The organism is uncultured Alistipes sp. (genome assembly GCF_910580175.1).
Taxonomy (GTDB): Bacteria; Bacteroidota; Bacteroidia; order Bacteroidales; family Rikenellaceae; genus Alistipes.
This window is the reverse complement of record NZ_CAJTXD010000004.1, coordinates 135,356-153,682: the sequence shown is the minus strand read 5'-3', so window position 1 is coordinate 153,682 and position 18,327 is coordinate 135,356. Positions and strand designations below refer to the sequence as shown.

Here is an 18,327-nt window from a genome sequence, read left to right as displayed (position 1 = left end):
CGTTCCTCCGGACGTTCTTTTACATACGAAGAATCTACCCGCATAGGTTCCTTGGAGTTTTGCGAAACTGAACACTTCTTACATTGGAGCAACTCGGGGCGCTTCAAAACCAGGCCTTGACCCCGCAAGGGGTGCACGCTGCGGCGTGCCGTTGGAAGGTTGCGATGGCCGGAGCCTCCACACATGACTTATCTTGCAGATTCGTCAAACAAACTAAAGGAAACTATGCGGTTTTTTTATGACAAAAGTGGACACAATATCATAACAGAAACCCTAACACAAAAAACACGTAAAGACCAATGAATACCATCATTCTGGCAGCCTGCATCTCCGCCGTAGCCGCCGTCGGAATCTACGCCGCGGTGACCAACCTGGTCGTCCGCACGTCGATCCGCAAACGGCGCGAAACGGCTCTCAAAGAGGCCGAGGCCGAAGGCGAAATGCTCAAGAAGGAGAAGATTCTCCAGGCAAAGGAGAAGTTCATGCAGCTCAAGAGCGAGCATGACCGCCAAGTCAACGAACGCAACCAGAAGATCGCCCAGAGCGAACAGCGCGCCCGGCAGATCGAACAGAACCTCCAGAACCAGCAGCGCGATCTGGACAACAGAATCCGCGAGAACGACCGTCTCAAGGAGCAGATGCAGAACCAGCTGCAAATCCTGGAGCACAAGAAGGAGGAGATCGACCAGATGAAGCGAGAACAGAACGTCCGCCTGGAGCAGATCTCGGGCATGAGCACCGAAGACGCCAAGAACATCCTCATCGACAACATGAAAGCCGAGGCCAAGACCGAAGCGGCCGCCTACATCAACGAGACCATCGAGGAGGCCAAGATGACCGCTTCGAAAGAGGCCAAGCGCATCATCGTGGCTTCGATCCAGCGCGTCGCCACCGAGACGGCCATCGAAAACGCCGTGACGGTCTTCAACATCGAGAGCGACGAGGTCAAGGGCCGCATCATCGGCCGCGAGGGCCGCAACATCCGCGCTCTGGAGGCCGCCACGGGCATCGAGATCATCGTCGACGACACGCCCGAGGCGATCATCTTGAGCGGCTTCGACCCCGTGCGCCGCGAAATCGCGCGTCTGTCGCTGCACCAGCTGGTTACCGACGGCCGCATCCACCCCGCCCGCATCGAGGAGGTCGTGGCCAAAGTCCGCAAACAGATCGAGGAGGAGATCGTCGAGGTGGGCAAGCGCACGACCATCGACCTGGGCATCCACGGCCTGCATCCCGAGCTGATCCGCATGATCGGCAAGATGAAATACCGCTCGTCCTACGGCCAGAACCTCCTGCAACACGCCCGCGAAACGGCCAACCTGGCCGGCATCATGGCCGCCGAGCTGGGGCTGAACCCCAAGATCGCCCGCCGCGCCGGTCTGCTCCACGACATCGGCAAGGTGCCCGACGACGAACCCGAGCTGCCGCACGCCATCATCGGCATGAAGCTGGCCGACAAGTACAAGGAGAAGCCCGAGGTATGCAATGCCATCGGCGCCCACCACGACGAGGTGGAGATGTCGTCGCTCATCGCGCCGATCATCCAGGTGTGCGACGCCATATCGGGAGCGCGCCCCGGCGCACGCCGCGAAGTGGTCGAGAGCTACATCAAGCGACTGAAAGAGATGGAGGACATCGCGCTGTCGTATCCCGGCGTGGTAAAGACCTACGCCATCCAGGCGGGCCGCGAGTTGCGCGTGATCGTCGGCGCCGACAAGCTGACCGATCAGGAGTCGGAGAGTCTCTCGCACGATATTGCCAAGAAGATTCAGGACGAAATGACCTATCCGGGCCAAGTAAAGATTACCGTGATCCGCGAGACCCGGGCCGTATCGTATGCCAAATAGGCCGGCGCCCCGGCGAACGATCGCACAGAGCAAACGACGCGTAGGGTTGCGTGGGCATATCATACATGCCGGTTCGCCCGTCCGACGCCATTGATCGACAAGTCCGCTTAAATAAGCGGACTTGTCGTTTCCCGGCCGAAGAACGCCCCTCCCGACAAGCGGGCACAACGGTGTCGCCGCGAATCCCGTTCGTTTTTCCTTGTTTTCATCCCATGAATCCTGAACTGCAAAATTACATCGAAACCGACATCCTGCCCCGCTACGAGGCGTTCGACGCCGCGCACCGGGGAGACCATGCCCGCACGGTCATCGCCCGCAGCCAGTCCCTGGCGGCCCACTACGACATCGACCCCGATATGGTCTGCACCATCGCCGCCTACCACGACACCGGACTGGCCGACGGCCGCGAGCGGCACCACATCCGCTCGGGCGAAATCCTCGCGGCCGACCCCGTGTTGCGCAAATGGTTCTCCGACGAACAGATCGCCATCATGCGCGACGCCGTCGAAGACCACCGCGCCTCGTCCGACCACGCACCCTGCACGATCTACGGGCGCATCGTCGCCGAAGCCGATCGCTGCATCGACGTCGACACGGTGCTGCGGCGCACGATCCAATACGGACTCGCACACAACCCGGCCCTCGACCGCGAGGGGCAATACGCCCGCTGCTGCGAGCATCTGGAACGGAAATATGCCGACGGAGGCTACTTGCGGCTCTGGATTCCTTTCTCGGACAACGCCCGGCGTCTCGAAGAACTACGCGCCGTGATCCGCGACCGCGAAACGCTCCGCCGCCGCTTCGATGAAATCTACACGCAGGAAACCGGACATTAAAACGTTTTAATTAATCTTAATAACGTTTTATTTATCCTTGAGCGGGAAATATTTCATATACTGCACCCGCTGGAAAAGCGCATTGCCAGGGTTGCCGTAGTTCATCGTTCCTCGGAAATCGTCGAGCGACGCGAACCCGTGTCGCTCGGCCCACTCGTCGACGAAACGACCGATCTCCGCAATCGCGCCATAGCCGTTTATATGAATCGCCGAACACACCTGCACCGCCCGGGCACCGCATAACAAAGCCTTGACGGCGGCCGCACCGTCGTGCACGCCTGTCGAAACGGACAAATCCAACTCGGGCAAGGCGGCATTACAAAGTGCCGCACTACGCAACACGTTGCGCAGCTCCGACGGCCGGCTGAACGGATCGCCGGCGACGAACTCCATGCGCTCGATGTCGATGTCGGGTTCGAAAAACCGGTTGAACAGCACGACGCCCCGGGCACCGCACCGGCGCAACGCATCGGCCACGGCCAGGACGTTGGTCAGCCGCATGGGCAACTTGACCGAAACCGGAATCCCGACCGCCTCGACCACCCGCTGCACGACGGCCGCGTAATCGCATTCGATCTCCCGGGCCGAACGACACGGATCGGTCGGCTGGAAAAAGATGTTCAACTCCAAAGCCGCCGCCCCGGCATCGGCCATCGCCGCAGCATAGTCGACCCACCCGTTGCCGGCCGACACGCAATTGACACTGGCGATGACGGGCAGTCCGGTCTTGCGCGCATCGCCGATCAACTGCAAGAAATCGAGTTTGTAAGCGTCGCCGAGGTAGCGTTCGAGGTACTCGCCCGAATCGCCCATCCCCTGCGGCCGATAGTCGAACGCCGCGGCGCGATGCAGCACCTGCTCCTCGAAAATGGACTTCAACACCACGGCGCCGGCACCCTGTGCCGCGCACTTTTCGATATTTTCCCGGGTAGCGGTATAAGGCGAGCTGGCGACGACAACGGGCGACGACAACTCCAAACCAAGATAATGCGTTTTCATAGCTGAACAATCATATGTCAGCCCTACCGCGATTATTATGCCGAAAAATCCACCCGACCGTCGATGATTATGCCCCCACAAATCGATCCGACCGTTTCGAGCGGCACAGCCACGCTCTTTCCTGTCGGCAGGAACTCGATTCGCCGCAAGCGGAAAGGGAGTCGATCTTCGAGGGCGAGCAAGAACTTGATGTCCGGAATTCGCCGACACCTTGATTCCCCAAGAGCGGGCAAATATTCGACTCTCCGGGAGCCGACGGCCCTATGATCTGCAGCCCCTGCCCAACAAAAACGTCCCGCCGGGCAAGACCGGCAGGACGCGAACGAATGGTCGGAAACCCTCGCTAAACGAACGGTATCTTTACTACCTCGGCTTTCAACGGTTTTTCGCGAACGATAACAGCAATCTCCGTCCCAGGCTTGGCGAACTCCGCTGCGACATAGCCCAAGCCGAAACCGATCTTCAGACACGGCGACATGGTGCCCGACGTCACGTGGCCGATCGGCGCGCCGTCCGGAGCCGCCAGCGTATAACCGTGGCGCGGTATGCCGCGATCGATCATCTTGAAGCCGACCAGCTTGCGCGTCACGCCATCGGCTTTCTGCTTCTCCATCAGCGGGCGGTCGATGAACTCCTTGCCCTCGGCGAACTTGGTAATCCAGCCCAGGCCGGCCTCGATGGGCGAGGTCGTGTCGTCGATGTCGTTGCCATAGAGACAGAAGCCCTTTTCCAGACGCAGGGTGTCGCGCGCACCGAGACCGATGTTTTTCAGCCCGTATTCGGCACCGGCCTTCCAGAGCGCAGCCCACAGTTTGTCGCCGTCCTCGTTGGCCACATAGATTTCGCAGCCGCCCGACCCGGTGTAGCCCGTGATCGAAAGGATCGCGTCGCACCCGGCGACCCGCATCTTGCGGAACGTGTAGTATTCCATCTCCTCCACCGGTTCGTCGCACATCTTCTGCACGATCTTCATCGCCAGCGGCCCCTGGACGGCCAGCTGGCAGATTTCGTCCGAGGCGTTGTAAAGTTCCTTGCCGTGGCCGGCCTGCATACCCATCTGGGCCCCCTCGGCGCAGATGTGCTGCCAGTCCTTTTCGACATTGGCGGCATTGACCACCAGCAGATAGGTCTCGGCGTCGACGCGATAGACCAGAATGTCGTCGACGATGCCGCCTCGTCCGTTGGGCATGCAGGAATATTGCACCTTGCCGTCGTAGAGCTTCGACACGTCGTTGGAGGTAATGCGCTGCAAAAGGGCGAGCGCCTTAGGCCCCTTGACCCAGATTTCGCCCATGTGGCTGACGTCGAAGACCCCGGCACCCTGGCGCACGGTCATGTGTTCGTCGTTGATGCCCGAAAACTCGATGGGCATGTTGTACCCCGCGAACTCGGCCATCTTGGCCCCTGCGGCGATGTGATACTTGGTAAAAGCAGTGGTTTTCATAGAAAATGAAGTTTTATGGTAGCCGGTTCGAGACTATTCTTGGCGTTTCTTCATGCCCAGACGCGGACAACGGTGGAATTCCTTTTCGCGGTCGAAAAGATAACGGTAGGTAGTGTGTATCTTATGGCGCGAAGCGCAGACGTAGGTCTCGATCATGCGGTTCATCACAGGATTGAAGTCGCCGATCCAAGCCAGCTCCAGAGTCTTGTAGGGGATGTCCTTGCGCTCCATATATTTCCAATATTCGACCATGATCGCCGACTCCACCCCCTTGCCGTGGAACTCGGGCGCGATGCCGAAGATGATGCCGAAGATGCGGTCGCACGACTTGCGGACTTTCAAGTCCCACATCAGCCGCAGCTTCTGCCACAACCCGAACTTGCCGCGGAACTTGCCGATCAGGCGGTTGAGGTCGGGCACCGTGACGAAAAAGCCGATCGGCTCCTCGTTGTAGTAGGCGAAGAACACGATGTCGGGATCGATAACAGGCTTGATGGCGCGCATCATAGCCAGCGCCTCGCTCTGCGTCATGGGCTTGACGCCCGAGAAGAGCGCCCAAGCCCTGTTGTAGACCACGCGGAAGCTCTCGGCGGCCTCCTCCAGGTTGTGCATGTCGATATTCTCGACGCGGTAACCGGGCGTCGCATAGAGATGCTCGGCGCGGGCGAAAATCTGCTTGTTGGCCTCCGAAGCATCCTTGCGCCAGATGAAGCTGTGCTGATTGAAATAGTTCTTGAAACCGTAGTTCTCGAACAACTCCTTATAATAAGGAGCGTTGTAGGGGTTCTTGTAGAGCGGCTGGAACTCGTAGCCCTCGACCAGCAGCCCCCACCAGTCGCGCCGCTGCCCGAAGTTGATCGGGCCGTCCATCGCCTCCATGCCGCGGCTGGCGAGCCACATGCGGGCCGCGTCGAACAACATGTCGGCCACCTCCTGGCAGTCGACCGCCTCGAAGAATCCGCAGCCGCCCGTGGGCTGCTCCTCCAATGCGGCCTTCTCGCGGTTGTAGAACGCGGCGATGCGCCCCACGACCTCGCCCGAAGCATCGCGAGCCACCCAGCGGACAGCTTCGCCGCCGGCGAAAAGTTCGTTGCGCGCAGGATCGAAGACCTCGCGCACGTCGTCGTCGAGGGGGCAGACCCAGTTGGGGTTGCCCTTGTAGAGTTTTTTCGGAAAATCGAGCCATTCGCGCTCCGTCTGCGGCGCGGCGACCTCCTGCAAAAGATATTTTTGCGACTTCATCGTAGGATATTTATAAGGAACCGCACCAAAGATAACCATTTTTTTCTATATTTGTTAGGGAATCGAACGCAACTTTGCCGCGGCCGCACCGAAAGCCGGAACCCGCCCCGAAAAAAATGATCCGAAGACGCTCTATGGAAAAACGACTCGAAGAATACCTGCCCGACGGAACCCGGACGCCGCACCGCTTCATGAAGTACCGGATGCACAAAATCTTGCTGGTATGTTGCAGCTACGACGGCTACATCCTGGAAGAGGACGGACACATCGAATCGCAGATCAACCAAGAGTACCTCGACCTGAATCTCTCCAACCCGCCGTCGTTCACACGCGTGAGTTCGACGGCCGAAGCGCTGGAGCTGCTGGCCGAGGACGACACGTTCGACTTCATCCTGACGATGTACAACGTGGGCGAAGTCGACGTCTTCACGTTCGCCAAGATCGTCAAGGAGCGCCATCCGCAAATTCCGGTAGCGTTGCTGACCTCCTTTTCGAAAGACATCTACCGCCGCATCGAGGAACAAGACCGCTCGGGCCTGGACTACATCTTCTGCTGGCACGGCAACAACGACCTGATCATCGCCATCATCAAGCTGGTCGAGGACAAGATGAACGCCGAGGAAGACATCCTGCAAGGGGGCGTGCAGGCCATCCTGCTGGTCGAAGACTCGATCCGCTTCTACTCCACCTACCTGCCCGAACTGTACCGGCTGCTGCTGATGCAGAACACAGAATTTCTGAAGGATGCGCTCAACGAACAACAACAGATCCTGCGCAAGCGGGCACGCCCCAAGGTGCTGCTGGCGACCAACTACGACGAGGCGACCGAACTCTACGACCGCTACAAGAACAACCTGCTGGGCGTGATTTCGGACGTGGGGTTCGTCATGCGCCCCGACGATCCGCCGGCCCTGGAGCGGCCCGACGCCGGGCTGGAACTCTGCCGCCGCATCCGCCGCGACAATCCGCTGATGCCCGTGCTGCTGCAATCGTCGCAGGTCGAACTGGCCGAGCAGGCCCGCGAACTGGGCGCCGGATTCATCGCCAAGAACTCCAAAACGCTGCTCTCGGAGTTGCAGAACTACATATCTGCCGAATTCGCGTTCGGCGACTTCATCTTCCGCGATCCTGCGACGGGCACGGTGATCGGCCGGGCCAAAGACCTGGCGCAGATGCAACAGATGATCGCCACGGTGCCCGACGACGCGTTCGAATACCACACCTCGCAGAACCACCTGTCGAAATGGCTCTATTCGCGGGGACTCTTTCCGCTCGCAGCCTCGATCCGCCGCCACAACAAGAGCCACTTCGCCTCGGTCGACGAACACCGGCGCGCGCTGGTCGGTCTGATCCGCGACTACCGCACGCTGCTGGGGCAGGGCGTGGTGGCGCGCTTCGACCCCGAAACCTACTCCGACGCGGTGGCTTTCGCCCGCATCGGCGAAGGTTCGCTGGGCGGCAAGGCGCGCGGTCTGGCTTTCATGAACTCGATGCTCATCAAGCACCGCCAGTACGACAAACACGAAGGGGTACGGATCATGATTCCGCGTTCGGTGGTCATCGCAACCGATTACTTCGACGAATTCATGGCCCTCAACGGCCTGCAATACATCGTCTCGCAAGAATTTACCGACGAGGAGATCCTCTCCGAATTCGTTACCTCGACCGTGCCGGCCCGGTTGCAGGAGGAACTCAAGGCCTACATCCGCACGGTACGGTCGCCGCTGGCCGTACGCTCGTCGTCGAAGCTCGAAGACTCGCATTACCAACCTTTCGCGGGCATCTATTCGACCTACATGATCCCCTACGCCGCCAACGAAGACCAGATGCTGCGGCTGGTGCTGCGCGCCGTGAAGAGCGTCTACGCCTCGGTCTACTTCGCGGCGTCGCGTGCCTACATCCAGACGTCGCAGAACCTGATTTCGGAGGAGAAGATGGCCGTCATCATCCAGGAGGTGTGCGGCACCGAAGAAAACGGGCTGTTCTTCCCGACTTTCTCGGGCGTGGCCCGCTCGATCAACTGCTACCCCATCGGCGACGAGAAAGCGGAAGACGGCATCTGCAACGTGGCGATGGGACTGGGCAAACTGGTGGTCGACGGCGGCCGCACGCTGCGCTTCTCGCCCCGCCATCCGCACAAGGTGCTGCAAACCTCGACGCCTGAACTGGCGCTGCGCGACACGCAAAGCGAAATCCTGGCGCTGAGCCTGCGGCCCGAAGAATTCCGCACCTCGATCGACGACGGCGTGAACCTGCGGCGGCTCACGCTCCCGCAACTGGGCGAATGCCGCAACGTCCGCCATGTGACCTCGGTGTGGGACAGGGAGAACGAACGCATCTCCGACAGCCCGTTCGACCGGGGCCGCAAAATCATCACATTCAACAATATACTGAAATACAACACCTTCCCGCTGGCGGAAATCGTCTCCGACATCCTGGCGCTGGGCGCCGAGGAGATGCGCTGCCCCGTGGAGGTGGAATTCGCCGTGAACATGGACGTTCCGTCCGGCCGCGAGAAAATCTTCAACCTGTTGCAAATCCGCCCCATCATCGACAACCAGGCCAACCGCTCGATCGACTGGAACCGGATCGACACCTCCCGGGCGCTGATCTACGGCGAAAGCGCCCTGGGCATAGGACGCATGGCCGACATCGCCGACATCGTGTATGTGAAGACCGAAGCGTTCAACTCGCTCTCGACCGAACGCATCGCCGACGAACTGCTGGCTCTGAACGCCCGCCTGCGCGAAGAACAACGCCCCTACATCCTGGTGGGGCCGGGCCGGTGGGGATCGTCGGATCCCTATCTGGGCATCCCCGTGAAGTGGACGCACATCTCCGAAGCGAAGGCGATCGTCGAATGCGGCATCGAACAATTCGACGTCGAACCCTCGCAAGGCACCCATTTTTTCCAAAACGTCACCTCCTTGGGCGTCGGTTACCTGACCATCAACCCGTTCCGCGGCGACGGCATCTTCCGCCAAGACAGGCTGGACGCCTGCGAAGCCGTCTACGACGGCCCCTATCTGCGCTGCGTGCGCTTCCCGCAGCCGCTGTGGGTCTGCATCGACGGGCGGGCGGACAAAGGAATCGTCTGCGAAAACATGGAGGAAGAAACCGATTCGTAGAAAATTTCGCAAAAAGAATTACAATCTATCGATAAAATAGCTACATTTGTAATAAACACAAACCTTAAAACACAACAGTCCTATGAATGTCAACAATCTGATGACCGAACTCGAACGGAAGCACCCCGGCGAAAGCGAATATTTGCAGGCCGTGCGCGAAGTATTGATGACCGTCGAGGAGACCTACAACCAGCACCCCGAATTCGAAGCCAACCGCATTGCGGAGCGGATCGTGGAACCCGACCGCAGCTTCACGTTCAAGGTGGTATGGGTCGACGACAAGGGCGACGTGCAGGTCAATACCGGCTACCGCTTCCAGTTCAACAACGCCATCGGCCCCTACAAGGGCGGTCTGCGTTTCCATCCCTCGGTAAACCCCTCGATCCTGAAATTCCTGGGCTTCGAGCAGATCTTCAAGAACGCGCTGACGACGCTGCCGATGGGCGGCGCGAAGGGCGGTTCGGACTTCAACCCCAAGGGCAAGTCGGATCGTGAAGTGATGCGCTTCTGCCAGGCCTTCATGACCGAGTTGTGGCGCCACATCGGCCCCGAGACCGACGTACCGGCCGGCGACATCGGCGTGGGCGGCCGCGAAATCGGCTACCTCTACGGGATGTACCGCAAGCTGGCGCGCGAAAACACAGGCGTACTGACGGGCAAGGGCATGACCTACGGCGGTTCGCTCATCCGTCCCGAGGCCACGGGCTTCGGCGCCGTCTACTTCCTGCGCCAGATGCTCGAAAAGGCCGGCATGGAGATCAAGGGCCAGACGATCGCCATCTCGGGCTTCGGCAACGTGGCCTGGGGCGCCGCGACGAAAGCCACGGAGCTGGGCGCCAAAGTAGTGACCATCTCCGGCCCCGACGGCTACATCTACGATCCTGCCGGTCTCGATGCCGGGAAGATCGCCTACATGCTCGAACTGCGCGCCTCGAACAACGACGTGGTGGCTCCTTATGCCGACAAGTTCCCGGGTTCGAAGTTCGTTGCAGGCCGCAAGCCGTGGGAGGTCAAGGTCGACATCGCCATGCCGTGCGCTACGCAGAACGAACTGGACGGCGAAGATGCCAAGCAACTGCTGGCCAACGGCGTGAAGATCGTGGCCGAGGTTTCGAACATGGGCTGCCGCCCCGAGGCGATCGACGCGTTCATCGCTGCGAAGATTCCCTACGGCCCGGGCAAGGCCGTGAATGCGGGCGGCGTGGCTACGTCGGGACTCGAAATGACGCAGAACTCGCAAAAACTCAACTGGACGGCCGAGGAGGTCGACGCCAAGCTGCACCAGATCATGTCGTCGATCCACGGCGCCTGCCTGGAGTACGGCACCGAGAAGGATGGCTACATCAACTACATGAAGGGCGCCAACATCGCCGGCTTCATGAAGGTGGCCAAGTCGATGGTCGAGCAGGGCATCCTGTAATCATCGCGCCGCACAAAGAAGAAGGTGGGAAGTCTCGACTTCCCACCTTTTCATATTATATAAGAGGCCGGCATTGTCGGCGGCGGCTTCGATATTTCAAATTTCGCGTTTCCATTTTCTTTTTACCGCCCTCACGATCTCCCCGCCCCAGGCGAGCAGCGACGTGGCGCCGAAGATGACGAGCCACTCCTGCCACGAGAGGGGCACGGTGCGGAACACCTCGCCGCCCAATTCGACGATCGCGAACTGCCCGGCTCCGATGGCCAGCAGGATCAAGAAGAATTCGCGGCATCCCCTTATCGAGGCGAATACCGAACGGCGGGTTTCGAAACCCTTGGCGTTGAACATGTTCCAGAACTGCATGAAGACGAAGACCGAGAAGAAAACCGTAAGCTGCCGCACATCGGGCGCCGCCGTTCCGACATGCCAGGAAGCCAGCATGCCCAACAACACCCCCACCATAATGCCGCCGCAAACAAGGATCGTGCGGGCCATGGCCGGCGTGATGATGAACTCGTCGCGAGGCCGGGGTTTGTCGTCCATCACTTCGGCGCTGGGCGGCAGCGATGCCATAGCCATAGCCGCAAAGGTGTCCATGATGATGTTGACCCACAGAATCTGCACCACCGTGAGGGGCATTTCGGTGCCGAAAACCGCCCCGGCGAAGCAGATGACGATCGCCGCGAAGTTGATCGTCAGCTGGAACAGCACGAACCGCTGGATGTTGCGGTAGAGCGAACGGCCCCACATCACTGCCGTGGCTATGGAAGAAAACGAATCGTCCAACAACGTGATGTCCGACGCATCCTTAGCCACGGAGGTGCCCGACCCCATCGAAAGGCCCACATTGGCGAAGTTGAGCGCCGGGGCGTCATTGGTGCCGTCGCCCGTGACGGCCACCACCTCGCCGCATTGTTGCAGCAAACGCACCAAACGCTGCTTATCCAAAGGCCGCGCCCGCGAAAGCACCTTGAGCGACCGAACGCGTCCGAGCAGCTCCTCGTCGGAAGCCGCAGCGAACTCTGCACCGGTCATGCGGTGGGCCTCTCCATCCTCGGCATCGTTCCACAGGCCGATCCGGCGGGCGATTTCGCACGCCGTAGCCGGCGTGTCGCCCGTGACGATCTTCACAGCGATCCCGGCGTCGATACACCGCTGCACGGCGGCCGGAACGTCGTCCCGCACGGGGTCGGCGATAGCGGCGACGCCCGAAAAACTCAACCCGCCCCGGGCCACAGCCTCCGCACACCCTGCGGCATCGGTCTCGGCCCATGCGACGCCCAAGGTACGCATGGCCCGGTTCTGAAATCCGGACAACTGCTCGGCTATGAGCGCATCCTTGCCGTCGGCGACGCACATCGCCCGCACGATCTCGGGCGCACCCTTGACGCAGACGATCCGCCGCCCCGAAACCCCGCTGCGGATGATCGTAGCCATATATTTGCGCTCGGTCGAGAAGGTCAGCCGGTCGACGATCGCGGCGCCGGCCCGCAAATCCTCGTAACAGAACCCCCGTTCGCGCAGCCACGCGAGCAACGCCCCCTCGGTGGGATTGCCGAGGATGCGTCCCTCGACATCGAGAAACGCTGTGGAATTAGCCGCTACGACCTCGGCGAAATCGCAATCGGGCAAGGCATCGTAACGCACCAGCTCCTGCACCTGCATGCGGTTCTGCGTCAGGGTGCCGGTCTTGTCGGTGCAGATCACCGTCACGGCCCCCATGGTCTCGCAGGCGTGCATCTTGCGCACCAGGTTGTTGGTTTTCAACATCCGGCGCATCGACATAGCCAGCGACAGTGTGATGCTCATCGGCAGTCCCTCGGGCACGGCCATGACGATGATGGCTACCGAGACCATGAAGAGCTGCAAGAGATGCTGCGCGACGTCGAGCCAATCCTGCTGCAACAGATCGCTGAAAAACAAGGCTTTGCCCAACATGATGCAGAAAATCGCCGCGGCCAGCGCGATGCCCGCGCGCCCGATCAACCGCGAAAGACGCGTCAACTGCCGGTTCAGGGGCGTCGGCTCCTCGCACATGACCGTGGCCTGCTCGGTGACGCGCCCCGCTTCGGAACCGTCGCCGACCGCCGTGACGATCAGGCGCCCGTATCCGTCGGCGACGGAGGTGCCGCGCAACACGAGGTTGGAGGGATAGGTAGCCTCGGCATCGAAGTGGGCGGGGTCGACGGTCTTGTCGACCTCCGGCTCGCCCGTGAGGGTCGACTCGTCGATCTTCAACGACACGGCCTCGACCAGCTCCCCGTCGGCAGGCACGGTCTCGCCGCTCTCGATGACGACCAGGTCGCCGACGACGACCTCGCACCGCGGGATCGTCCGCATGGCGCCCTCGCGCATGACCTTGACGGGAATGTCGTCGTTGACCCGGTTCAAGCGGCGGAACCGGCGCTGCGCATCCCACTCGAAGACGAAGCCGACGCAGGTGGCCAACAAAATAGCCGAAACGATGCCGACGGCCTCGGTAAAGTCGCGGTGCACGCACCCGATGACGAGCGACAGCACAGCAGCGGCCAACAACACACGGATGATGGGATCGCGGAACTTGTCGGCCAACAACTTCCAAGGCGACTCCTCGCGGACGGGCGTGACCACATTGCGGCCATGGAGCCGCCGGCTCCGAACGGCCTCCTCGGAAGTCAGACCGGCGGGATCGAAACGGATCATAAGAACAAGAAAATCAAAAAATCAATAATTTTTCAACGAGAAGCGCCGCATCGAAGCATCGAGCCGCACGGCGATGAACAACATGATGGTAAAAGCGATCAACGACGAACCGCCGTAACTGATATAAGGCAACGGAATGCCCATGACGGGCATCAACCCGATGGTCATGCCGACGTTGACCAAGACGTGGAACAGCAGAATGGATGCCACGCAATAACAATAGATCCGCCCGAAAGGCTCCTGCTGCAACTCGCCCATGCGCATCAGGCGGAGAATCAACAGACACAGCAACAACAGCACGGTCATGGCCCCCACGAAACCCCAGTCCTCGCCGATGGTGCAGAAGATGAAGTCGGTATGCCGCTCGGGCACGAACCCGTACTTGATCTGCGTACCCTGCAAGAACCCCTTGCCCAACAAACCGCCCGAACCGATGGCGATCTTGGACTGGTTGACGTTGTAGTCGATGCCGCGCGGGTCGCTGATGATGCCCAGGAAACTGAGGATGCGATCGCGCTGGTGGGGCCGGAGCACCGACTCGAAGATATAATCGGTCGTGGAGAGGAAAAGCAAAGTGCCGACGAACAACCCCACAGGAATGAAGATGTTGCGCAAGTTGGCCCGGCAAGCATAGGCGACGACCCCGACCAGCGACAAGAGCGTGACGGTAAGCAAAGCCGCATAGGGCGTCATCGCGCCCGGTGCGATGAAGTGCATCGAGATGCACAGCAACACCGTAGCCAAGGCCAAGGCGGCCAGGTAGACGATGCGCGAACGCCAGGCTCCGTTCATCATAGCCTCGGCACAAGTGCAGAGCAGAATCATCAACACGAGCAGCAACATGGGCGAAAGCATGAACGAAGCGATGAACAAGGTGGCCACCAGCACGACGGGGATGCACAACCACTTGTTCAACCCTTCGCGATAGAGCACGAAGAGAAACGAACACAACACGATGCCCGAACCGGTATCGTTCTGCAAGATGATGATCATCAACGGCGCGCAGATGACCATGCCCACCCTGAACAGATCGCGCGGACGATTGATCGAAAAGGTATAGGTGCTCATCACGCGGGCCAGCGCCAGGGCGGTGGCGATCTTCACGAACTCGGCGGGTTGCAGGCGGAACGACCCGAACTCGAACCAAGCCTTGGCGCCGTTGACCTCCTTGCCGAACGCCAGGGCGGCAAGGAGCATGCACAGACCGGCGGCGTAAGCAGGATAAGCCAACATGTGGTAGACCCGCTTGTCCAACAACAACACGACCAGCGCCGCGACCCAAGCGATACCGATCCACATGAGCTGCTTCATGTAGAAATGCGAAAAAGCGAAGACGTTTACCGTGTTCTCCTTGTAGGAAGCCGCGGTAATGGAGAGGGCGCCGGCCAGAACGATCAACACGTAAAGGAGAATCGTCCACAGATCGACCCGCTCGGAGAGTCCGGTATTGCGGTTAGCGGTCATAGAAAGGATAATGGATTTCCATGTTTTTGACATAATCCAGCAACTCGGGGCGCCGGATGGTGTCGGTCAGATAGAACTCCTCCAACAAACTGGCGATGGGCAGCGCGGCCGAAGCGCCGAAACCGCCGTTCTCGACATAGACCGAAATGGCGATGCGGGGATTGTCCTTGGGGGCGAACGAAAGGAACGTGGAGTGGTCTTTGCCGTGAGGGTTCTGGGCCGTACCCGTCTTGCCGCAGACATCCAGACCTTCAAGATAAGCGGAGGTCGACGTGCCGTCGACATGCACGCCCCGCCACATGCCCTCGACGATCGGCTCGAAATGCTTCGGCTCGACCATCGTATAATGGCGCTCGTAGAAACGGGCGTCCAACGAATCGCGCCCCTCGACCCGCTTGACGATATGGGGAATGTAGTAGTAACCGCGGTTGGCGACGATGGCGGCCAAGTTGGCCAACTGCAAGGGCGTACAACCCAACTCGCCCTGGCCGATCGAAAGCGAAAGCACCGTAAGCGAATTCCAGGTGCCGCGATACCGGCGCTCGTAATAATCGGCATCGGGAATATAACCGCTGCCCTCGTCGAGGAAGTCGGAACCGAGCTTGCGGCCGAAACCGAAGCTCTCGACATACTCCTTCCAAGTGCTGAAGCCCTCCCGGACACCGCCGTACTTGGGATTGTCGAGAATATCGCGGAAGACATAACAAAAATAAGCGTTGCACGACGTGGCGACTGCGAAACGCAGGTCGATGGGCGACGCATGGGCATGGCAGGCCATCTTAAGGCGTCCGGCCTGGTAACCCATATAACAACTATGCAGGTCGGAAGGGCGCAGCACGCCCTCCTGCAACCCGATCAACCCCTGCACCAGCTTGAACGTCGAACCCGGAGGATACTTGGCCTTCACAGCGCGGTTGAAAAGCGGGCCGCGCTTATTGCGCAACATCTTCATGTAATTGTTGCCTCGCTCGCGCCCCACCAACTCGTCGGGGTCGTAGGTGGGTGACGAAACCATCATCAGAATCTCGCCCGTCGACGGCTCGATCGCCACGGCAGCGCCGACCTTGCCGTCCATCAACTCCTCTCCCAACAACTGCAAGCGGGCGTCGATCGTACTGACCAGATAATGACCCGGCTCGGGCAGCGAATCGTAGTAACCGTCCATGTAGGAACCCTTGATGGCACCGTGCGTATCGACCTCCTGGATCATCACGCCCTTACGGCCCTTGAGCACCGACTCGTAGGCCGACTCGACACCGCTCAAGCCGACGTAATCGCCCACCTGATAATCGGGATGATGCTTCAGATAATTGGGCGTGACCTCGCTCACGAAACCCAGCAGGTTGCCGCCCACATGGTTGGGATAACGCCGCACGGTGCGGTAGACGGTATAGAATCCCCGGAAATTGCACTCGTCGAAACGGAGCTTATCCTCCTTGGAAATGTAATTGGCCACCACGCGCGGCGCCCGGGGACGCATGCGGGCGTTGGCCAGCTCCCGCTCCAGACGCTTGCGCGACAATCCCAGCACTTCGCACATGCGCGCCGTGTCGAAACCGCGCTTGCCGATCTCGCTGTATATGACCATCAAGTCGTAACATTCGCGGCTCTGCACCAGGTAGCCGCCGTTGCGATCGAGCACCTCGCCCCGCGGCGGATACTGCACGACATGGCGCAGCACGTTGGCCTTGGCCATCTCCTCGTAACGGGCATCGAAAAGCTGCAACCAGGCCACGCGGCCGGCCAAGATGAGGAAAACAACGATTACCACACCCTGCAACACGCGCATGCGGATGTATCCGGCATAGGAACCGCTCATAACCGGGCGATGACTTTAGCCGTGAAGATTCGTGCGGCCAACCAGACGCCGGCGACCGACACGGCGCTGCTGGCGATGATCCGCACCACCGTGCGGAGCACATGGCTCCACGAGAGCGCCTCCAGCGAGAAGAAGACGATATGGTGCAGGACGACCAGCACGATGACGTAATCGAGGAATACCCGATGTCCGAGCCGCTCGGGAGAGGGCACGCCGCCCTCGCGCAAATCCTCCCGGCGGTAGAGCACGGTCAGGATGGCCGGGCGGGCAAAAGCGATGAGCAGCGTAGCGATGGTGTTGATGCCGGCCGCGCCCATCGTGAAGTCCATCGCGGCGCCCAAGGCCAGCCCGGCGCCGAGCAGAAGCACGGGCGGCGTCTCCAGAGGCAGCAGGACGATGAAAGCCACGTAAACGAGCGGATTGAGATAAACGCTCACGGACAAGTTGTCGAACAGGAACACCTGAAACAACACCGTGAACAGAAAAAGCAAGAAATATGTGAAAAACCGATACATCTATTGTTTTTTCTGCAAATATTGTTCGACACCCTCGCCATGTTCCAGCTCCTGCAACTGGTTGAAGTCGCGGTTCTCCACCAGGATGACGTCGGTCAGCCGGGCGAAATCGGCCGCCAGCCGCACACGAACGGTATAGGCCGTGCGGGTCTCGTTCATGGTGGCGCTCTCGACCCATCCGATCAACACGTCCTCAGGAAAGAAATGCGAGAACCCGGTAGTCAGCACCTCCTGCCCCACCATAGGCTCGGCATACTTGGACAACTCGGCGAAGATCGCCGCATGGGGATCGCCCCCGTCCCAGAGAATCGACCCGCAATAATCGGCTCCGGCCAACTTGCCGCTGGCACGGAACGACGTATTCAACACGGGCATCGCCACGGCATAACGCTCCGTACAATCGACGACGTAACCCACCACGGCGCCGTCGGGCGTCAGCACGGCCATATCGGGAATCACGCCGTCGTTGCGGCCGCGATTGACGGTAATGAAGTTCTGCGCCCGGTTGATCGAATTGGAAACCACCGAAGCGGTCATTACCCGGTATTTCGAATCGCCCAAGTCCGCTACATAACGCTGCAAACGCGAAATCGCATCGGCCTCCTCGTACTGGGCCAGCCGCTCTTCGAGCTGCGCGACGCGTTCGAGCAGCACGCGGTTCTCCCCCTCCAGCCGGAAGTAGCGGCGCACGTCGGCCGAAAGGCCGCGCAGAGCACCCAGCATCCGGTTGGAATGCGCCAGCAAACGGGCCTCGGTGTAGTAGGACGATCGGGCGTAATAACCGATGGCCAACACCTCCAAAGCGACGAACAACACCAGAACGTAGATGCTGCGTATGAATTCGACGAGCTTATGCAAAGCGTTGCTTCTAATTCAAGATTGCGGGCCTGTTGCCCGCAATCAAATTAAAACGTATTTTTCGTTCGGGACG

General features: G+C 60.2%; 12 protein-coding genes. 4 read left to right on the top strand and 8 right to left on the bottom strand.

Annotated features, from left to right (window positions below; all coding sequences use genetic code 11):
• Positions 1–299: 299 nt before the first annotated feature.
• Both rny and QZ298_RS06550 read left to right on the top strand, forming a co-directional pair.
• Positions 300–1,847 carry a ribonuclease Y gene (gene rny / locus QZ298_RS06555; RefSeq protein WP_296007002.1) on the top strand — a complete coding sequence of 516 codons (1,548 nt, stop codon included), beginning with the start codon at positions 300–302 and terminating at the stop codon, positions 1,845–1,847.
• Between the two features lie 212 nt (positions 1,848–2,059).
• Complete coding sequence (locus QZ298_RS06550; protein ID WP_296006999.1) at positions 2,060–2,683, top strand: HD domain-containing protein; 624 nt, start codon at positions 2,060–2,062, stop codon at positions 2,681–2,683.
• A 27-nt stretch (positions 2,684–2,710) separates the two neighbouring features.
• Here QZ298_RS06550 and QZ298_RS06545 read toward each other — a convergent pair whose 3' ends face one another.
• The 3 genes from QZ298_RS06545 to QZ298_RS06535 form a co-directional block, all read right to left on the bottom strand.
• On the bottom strand, positions 2,711–3,682 hold the full coding sequence (locus QZ298_RS06545) for a dihydroorotate dehydrogenase-like protein (protein ID WP_296006996.1): 972 nt from the start codon (positions 3,680–3,682) through the stop codon (positions 2,711–2,713).
• Between the two features lie 343 nt (positions 3,683–4,025).
• The gene (gene gcvT / locus QZ298_RS06540) at positions 4,026–5,126 is read right to left on the bottom strand and encodes a glycine cleavage system aminomethyltransferase GcvT (protein WP_296006994.1); all 1,101 of its coding nucleotides are present in this window, start codon (positions 5,124–5,126) and stop codon (positions 4,026–4,028) included.
• Positions 5,127–5,159: 33 nt separating this feature from the next.
• Positions 5,160–6,368, bottom strand: coding sequence for a hypothetical protein (locus tag QZ298_RS06535; protein ID WP_296006991.1), 1,209 nt, complete (start codon positions 6,366–6,368; stop codon positions 5,160–5,162).
• Between the two features lie 134 nt (positions 6,369–6,502).
• Here QZ298_RS06535 and QZ298_RS06530 point away from each other — a divergent pair, with 134 nt between their 5' ends.
• Together QZ298_RS06530 and gdhA are read left to right on the top strand one after the other, a co-directional pair.
• Positions 6,503–9,496 carry a PEP/pyruvate-binding domain-containing protein gene (locus tag QZ298_RS06530; protein ID WP_296006988.1) on the top strand — a complete coding sequence of 998 codons (2,994 nt, stop codon included), beginning with the start codon at positions 6,503–6,505 and terminating at the stop codon, positions 9,494–9,496.
• An 82-nt stretch (positions 9,497–9,578) separates the two neighbouring features.
• Positions 9,579–10,916, top strand: coding sequence for an NADP-specific glutamate dehydrogenase (gene gdhA, locus QZ298_RS06525; protein WP_296006985.1), 1,338 nt, complete (start codon positions 9,579–9,581; stop codon positions 10,914–10,916).
• Between the two features lie 96 nt (positions 10,917–11,012).
• Here gdhA and QZ298_RS06520 read toward each other — a convergent pair whose 3' ends face one another.
• Genes QZ298_RS06520 through mreC form a run of 5 tightly spaced genes read right to left on the bottom strand, consistent with a single transcriptional unit; the run spans position 11,013 to position 18,254 of the window.
• Entirely contained in the window at positions 11,013–13,598 is a 2,586-nt protein-coding gene (locus QZ298_RS06520; protein ID WP_296006982.1) for a calcium-translocating P-type ATPase, PMCA-type, read from the bottom strand.
• 21 nt (positions 13,599–13,619) lie between these two features.
• A complete protein-coding gene (gene rodA, locus QZ298_RS06515) occupies positions 13,620–15,062 on the bottom strand; it encodes a rod shape-determining protein RodA (protein WP_296006978.1) in 1,443 nt (480 codons plus the stop codon).
• Positions 15,052–16,881, bottom strand: a complete 1,830-nt coding sequence (locus tag QZ298_RS06510) for a penicillin-binding protein 2 (RefSeq protein WP_296006976.1) — start codon at positions 16,879–16,881, stop codon at positions 15,052–15,054. Before QZ298_RS06510 ends, rodA begins: the two co-directional genes overlap by 11 nt.
• Entirely contained in the window at positions 16,878–17,396 is a 519-nt protein-coding gene (locus QZ298_RS06505; protein ID WP_296006973.1) for a rod shape-determining protein MreD, read from the bottom strand. The genes QZ298_RS06510 and QZ298_RS06505 overlap by 4 nt, the downstream gene beginning before the upstream one ends.
• Positions 17,397–18,254 carry a rod shape-determining protein MreC gene (gene mreC, locus QZ298_RS06500; protein WP_296006969.1) on the bottom strand — a complete coding sequence of 286 codons (858 nt, stop codon included), beginning with the start codon at positions 18,252–18,254 and terminating at the stop codon, positions 17,397–17,399.
• Between the last annotated feature and the right edge of the window lie 73 nt (positions 18,255–18,327).

Coding starts and splice junctions, on each gene's coding strand:
- rny (WP_296007002.1), top strand. CDS start 300: ATGAATACCATCATTCTGGCAGCCTGCATCTCCGCCGTAGCCGCCGTC.
- QZ298_RS06550 (WP_296006999.1), top strand. CDS start 2,060: ATGAATCCTGAACTGCAAAATTACATCGAAACCGACATCCTGCCCCGC.
- QZ298_RS06545 (WP_296006996.1), bottom strand. CDS start 3,682: ATGAAAACGCATTATCTTGGTTTGGAGTTGTCGTCGCCCGTTGTCGTC.
- gcvT (WP_296006994.1), bottom strand. CDS start 5,126: ATGAAAACCACTGCTTTTACCAAGTATCACATCGCCGCAGGGGCCAAG.
- QZ298_RS06535 (WP_296006991.1), bottom strand. CDS start 6,368: ATGAAGTCGCAAAAATATCTTTTGCAGGAGGTCGCCGCGCCGCAGACG.
- QZ298_RS06530 (WP_296006988.1), top strand. CDS start 6,503: ATGGAAAAACGACTCGAAGAATACCTGCCCGACGGAACCCGGACGCCG.
- gdhA (WP_296006985.1), top strand. CDS start 9,579: ATGAATGTCAACAATCTGATGACCGAACTCGAACGGAAGCACCCCGGC.
- QZ298_RS06520 (WP_296006982.1), bottom strand. CDS start 13,598: ATGATCCGTTTCGATCCCGCCGGTCTGACTTCCGAGGAGGCCGTTCGG.
- rodA (WP_296006978.1), bottom strand. CDS start 15,062: ATGACCGCTAACCGCAATACCGGACTCTCCGAGCGGGTCGATCTGTGG.
- QZ298_RS06510 (WP_296006976.1), bottom strand. CDS start 16,881: ATGAGCGGTTCCTATGCCGGATACATCCGCATGCGCGTGTTGCAGGGT.
- QZ298_RS06505 (WP_296006973.1), bottom strand. CDS start 17,396: ATGTATCGGTTTTTCACATATTTCTTGCTTTTTCTGTTCACGGTGTTG.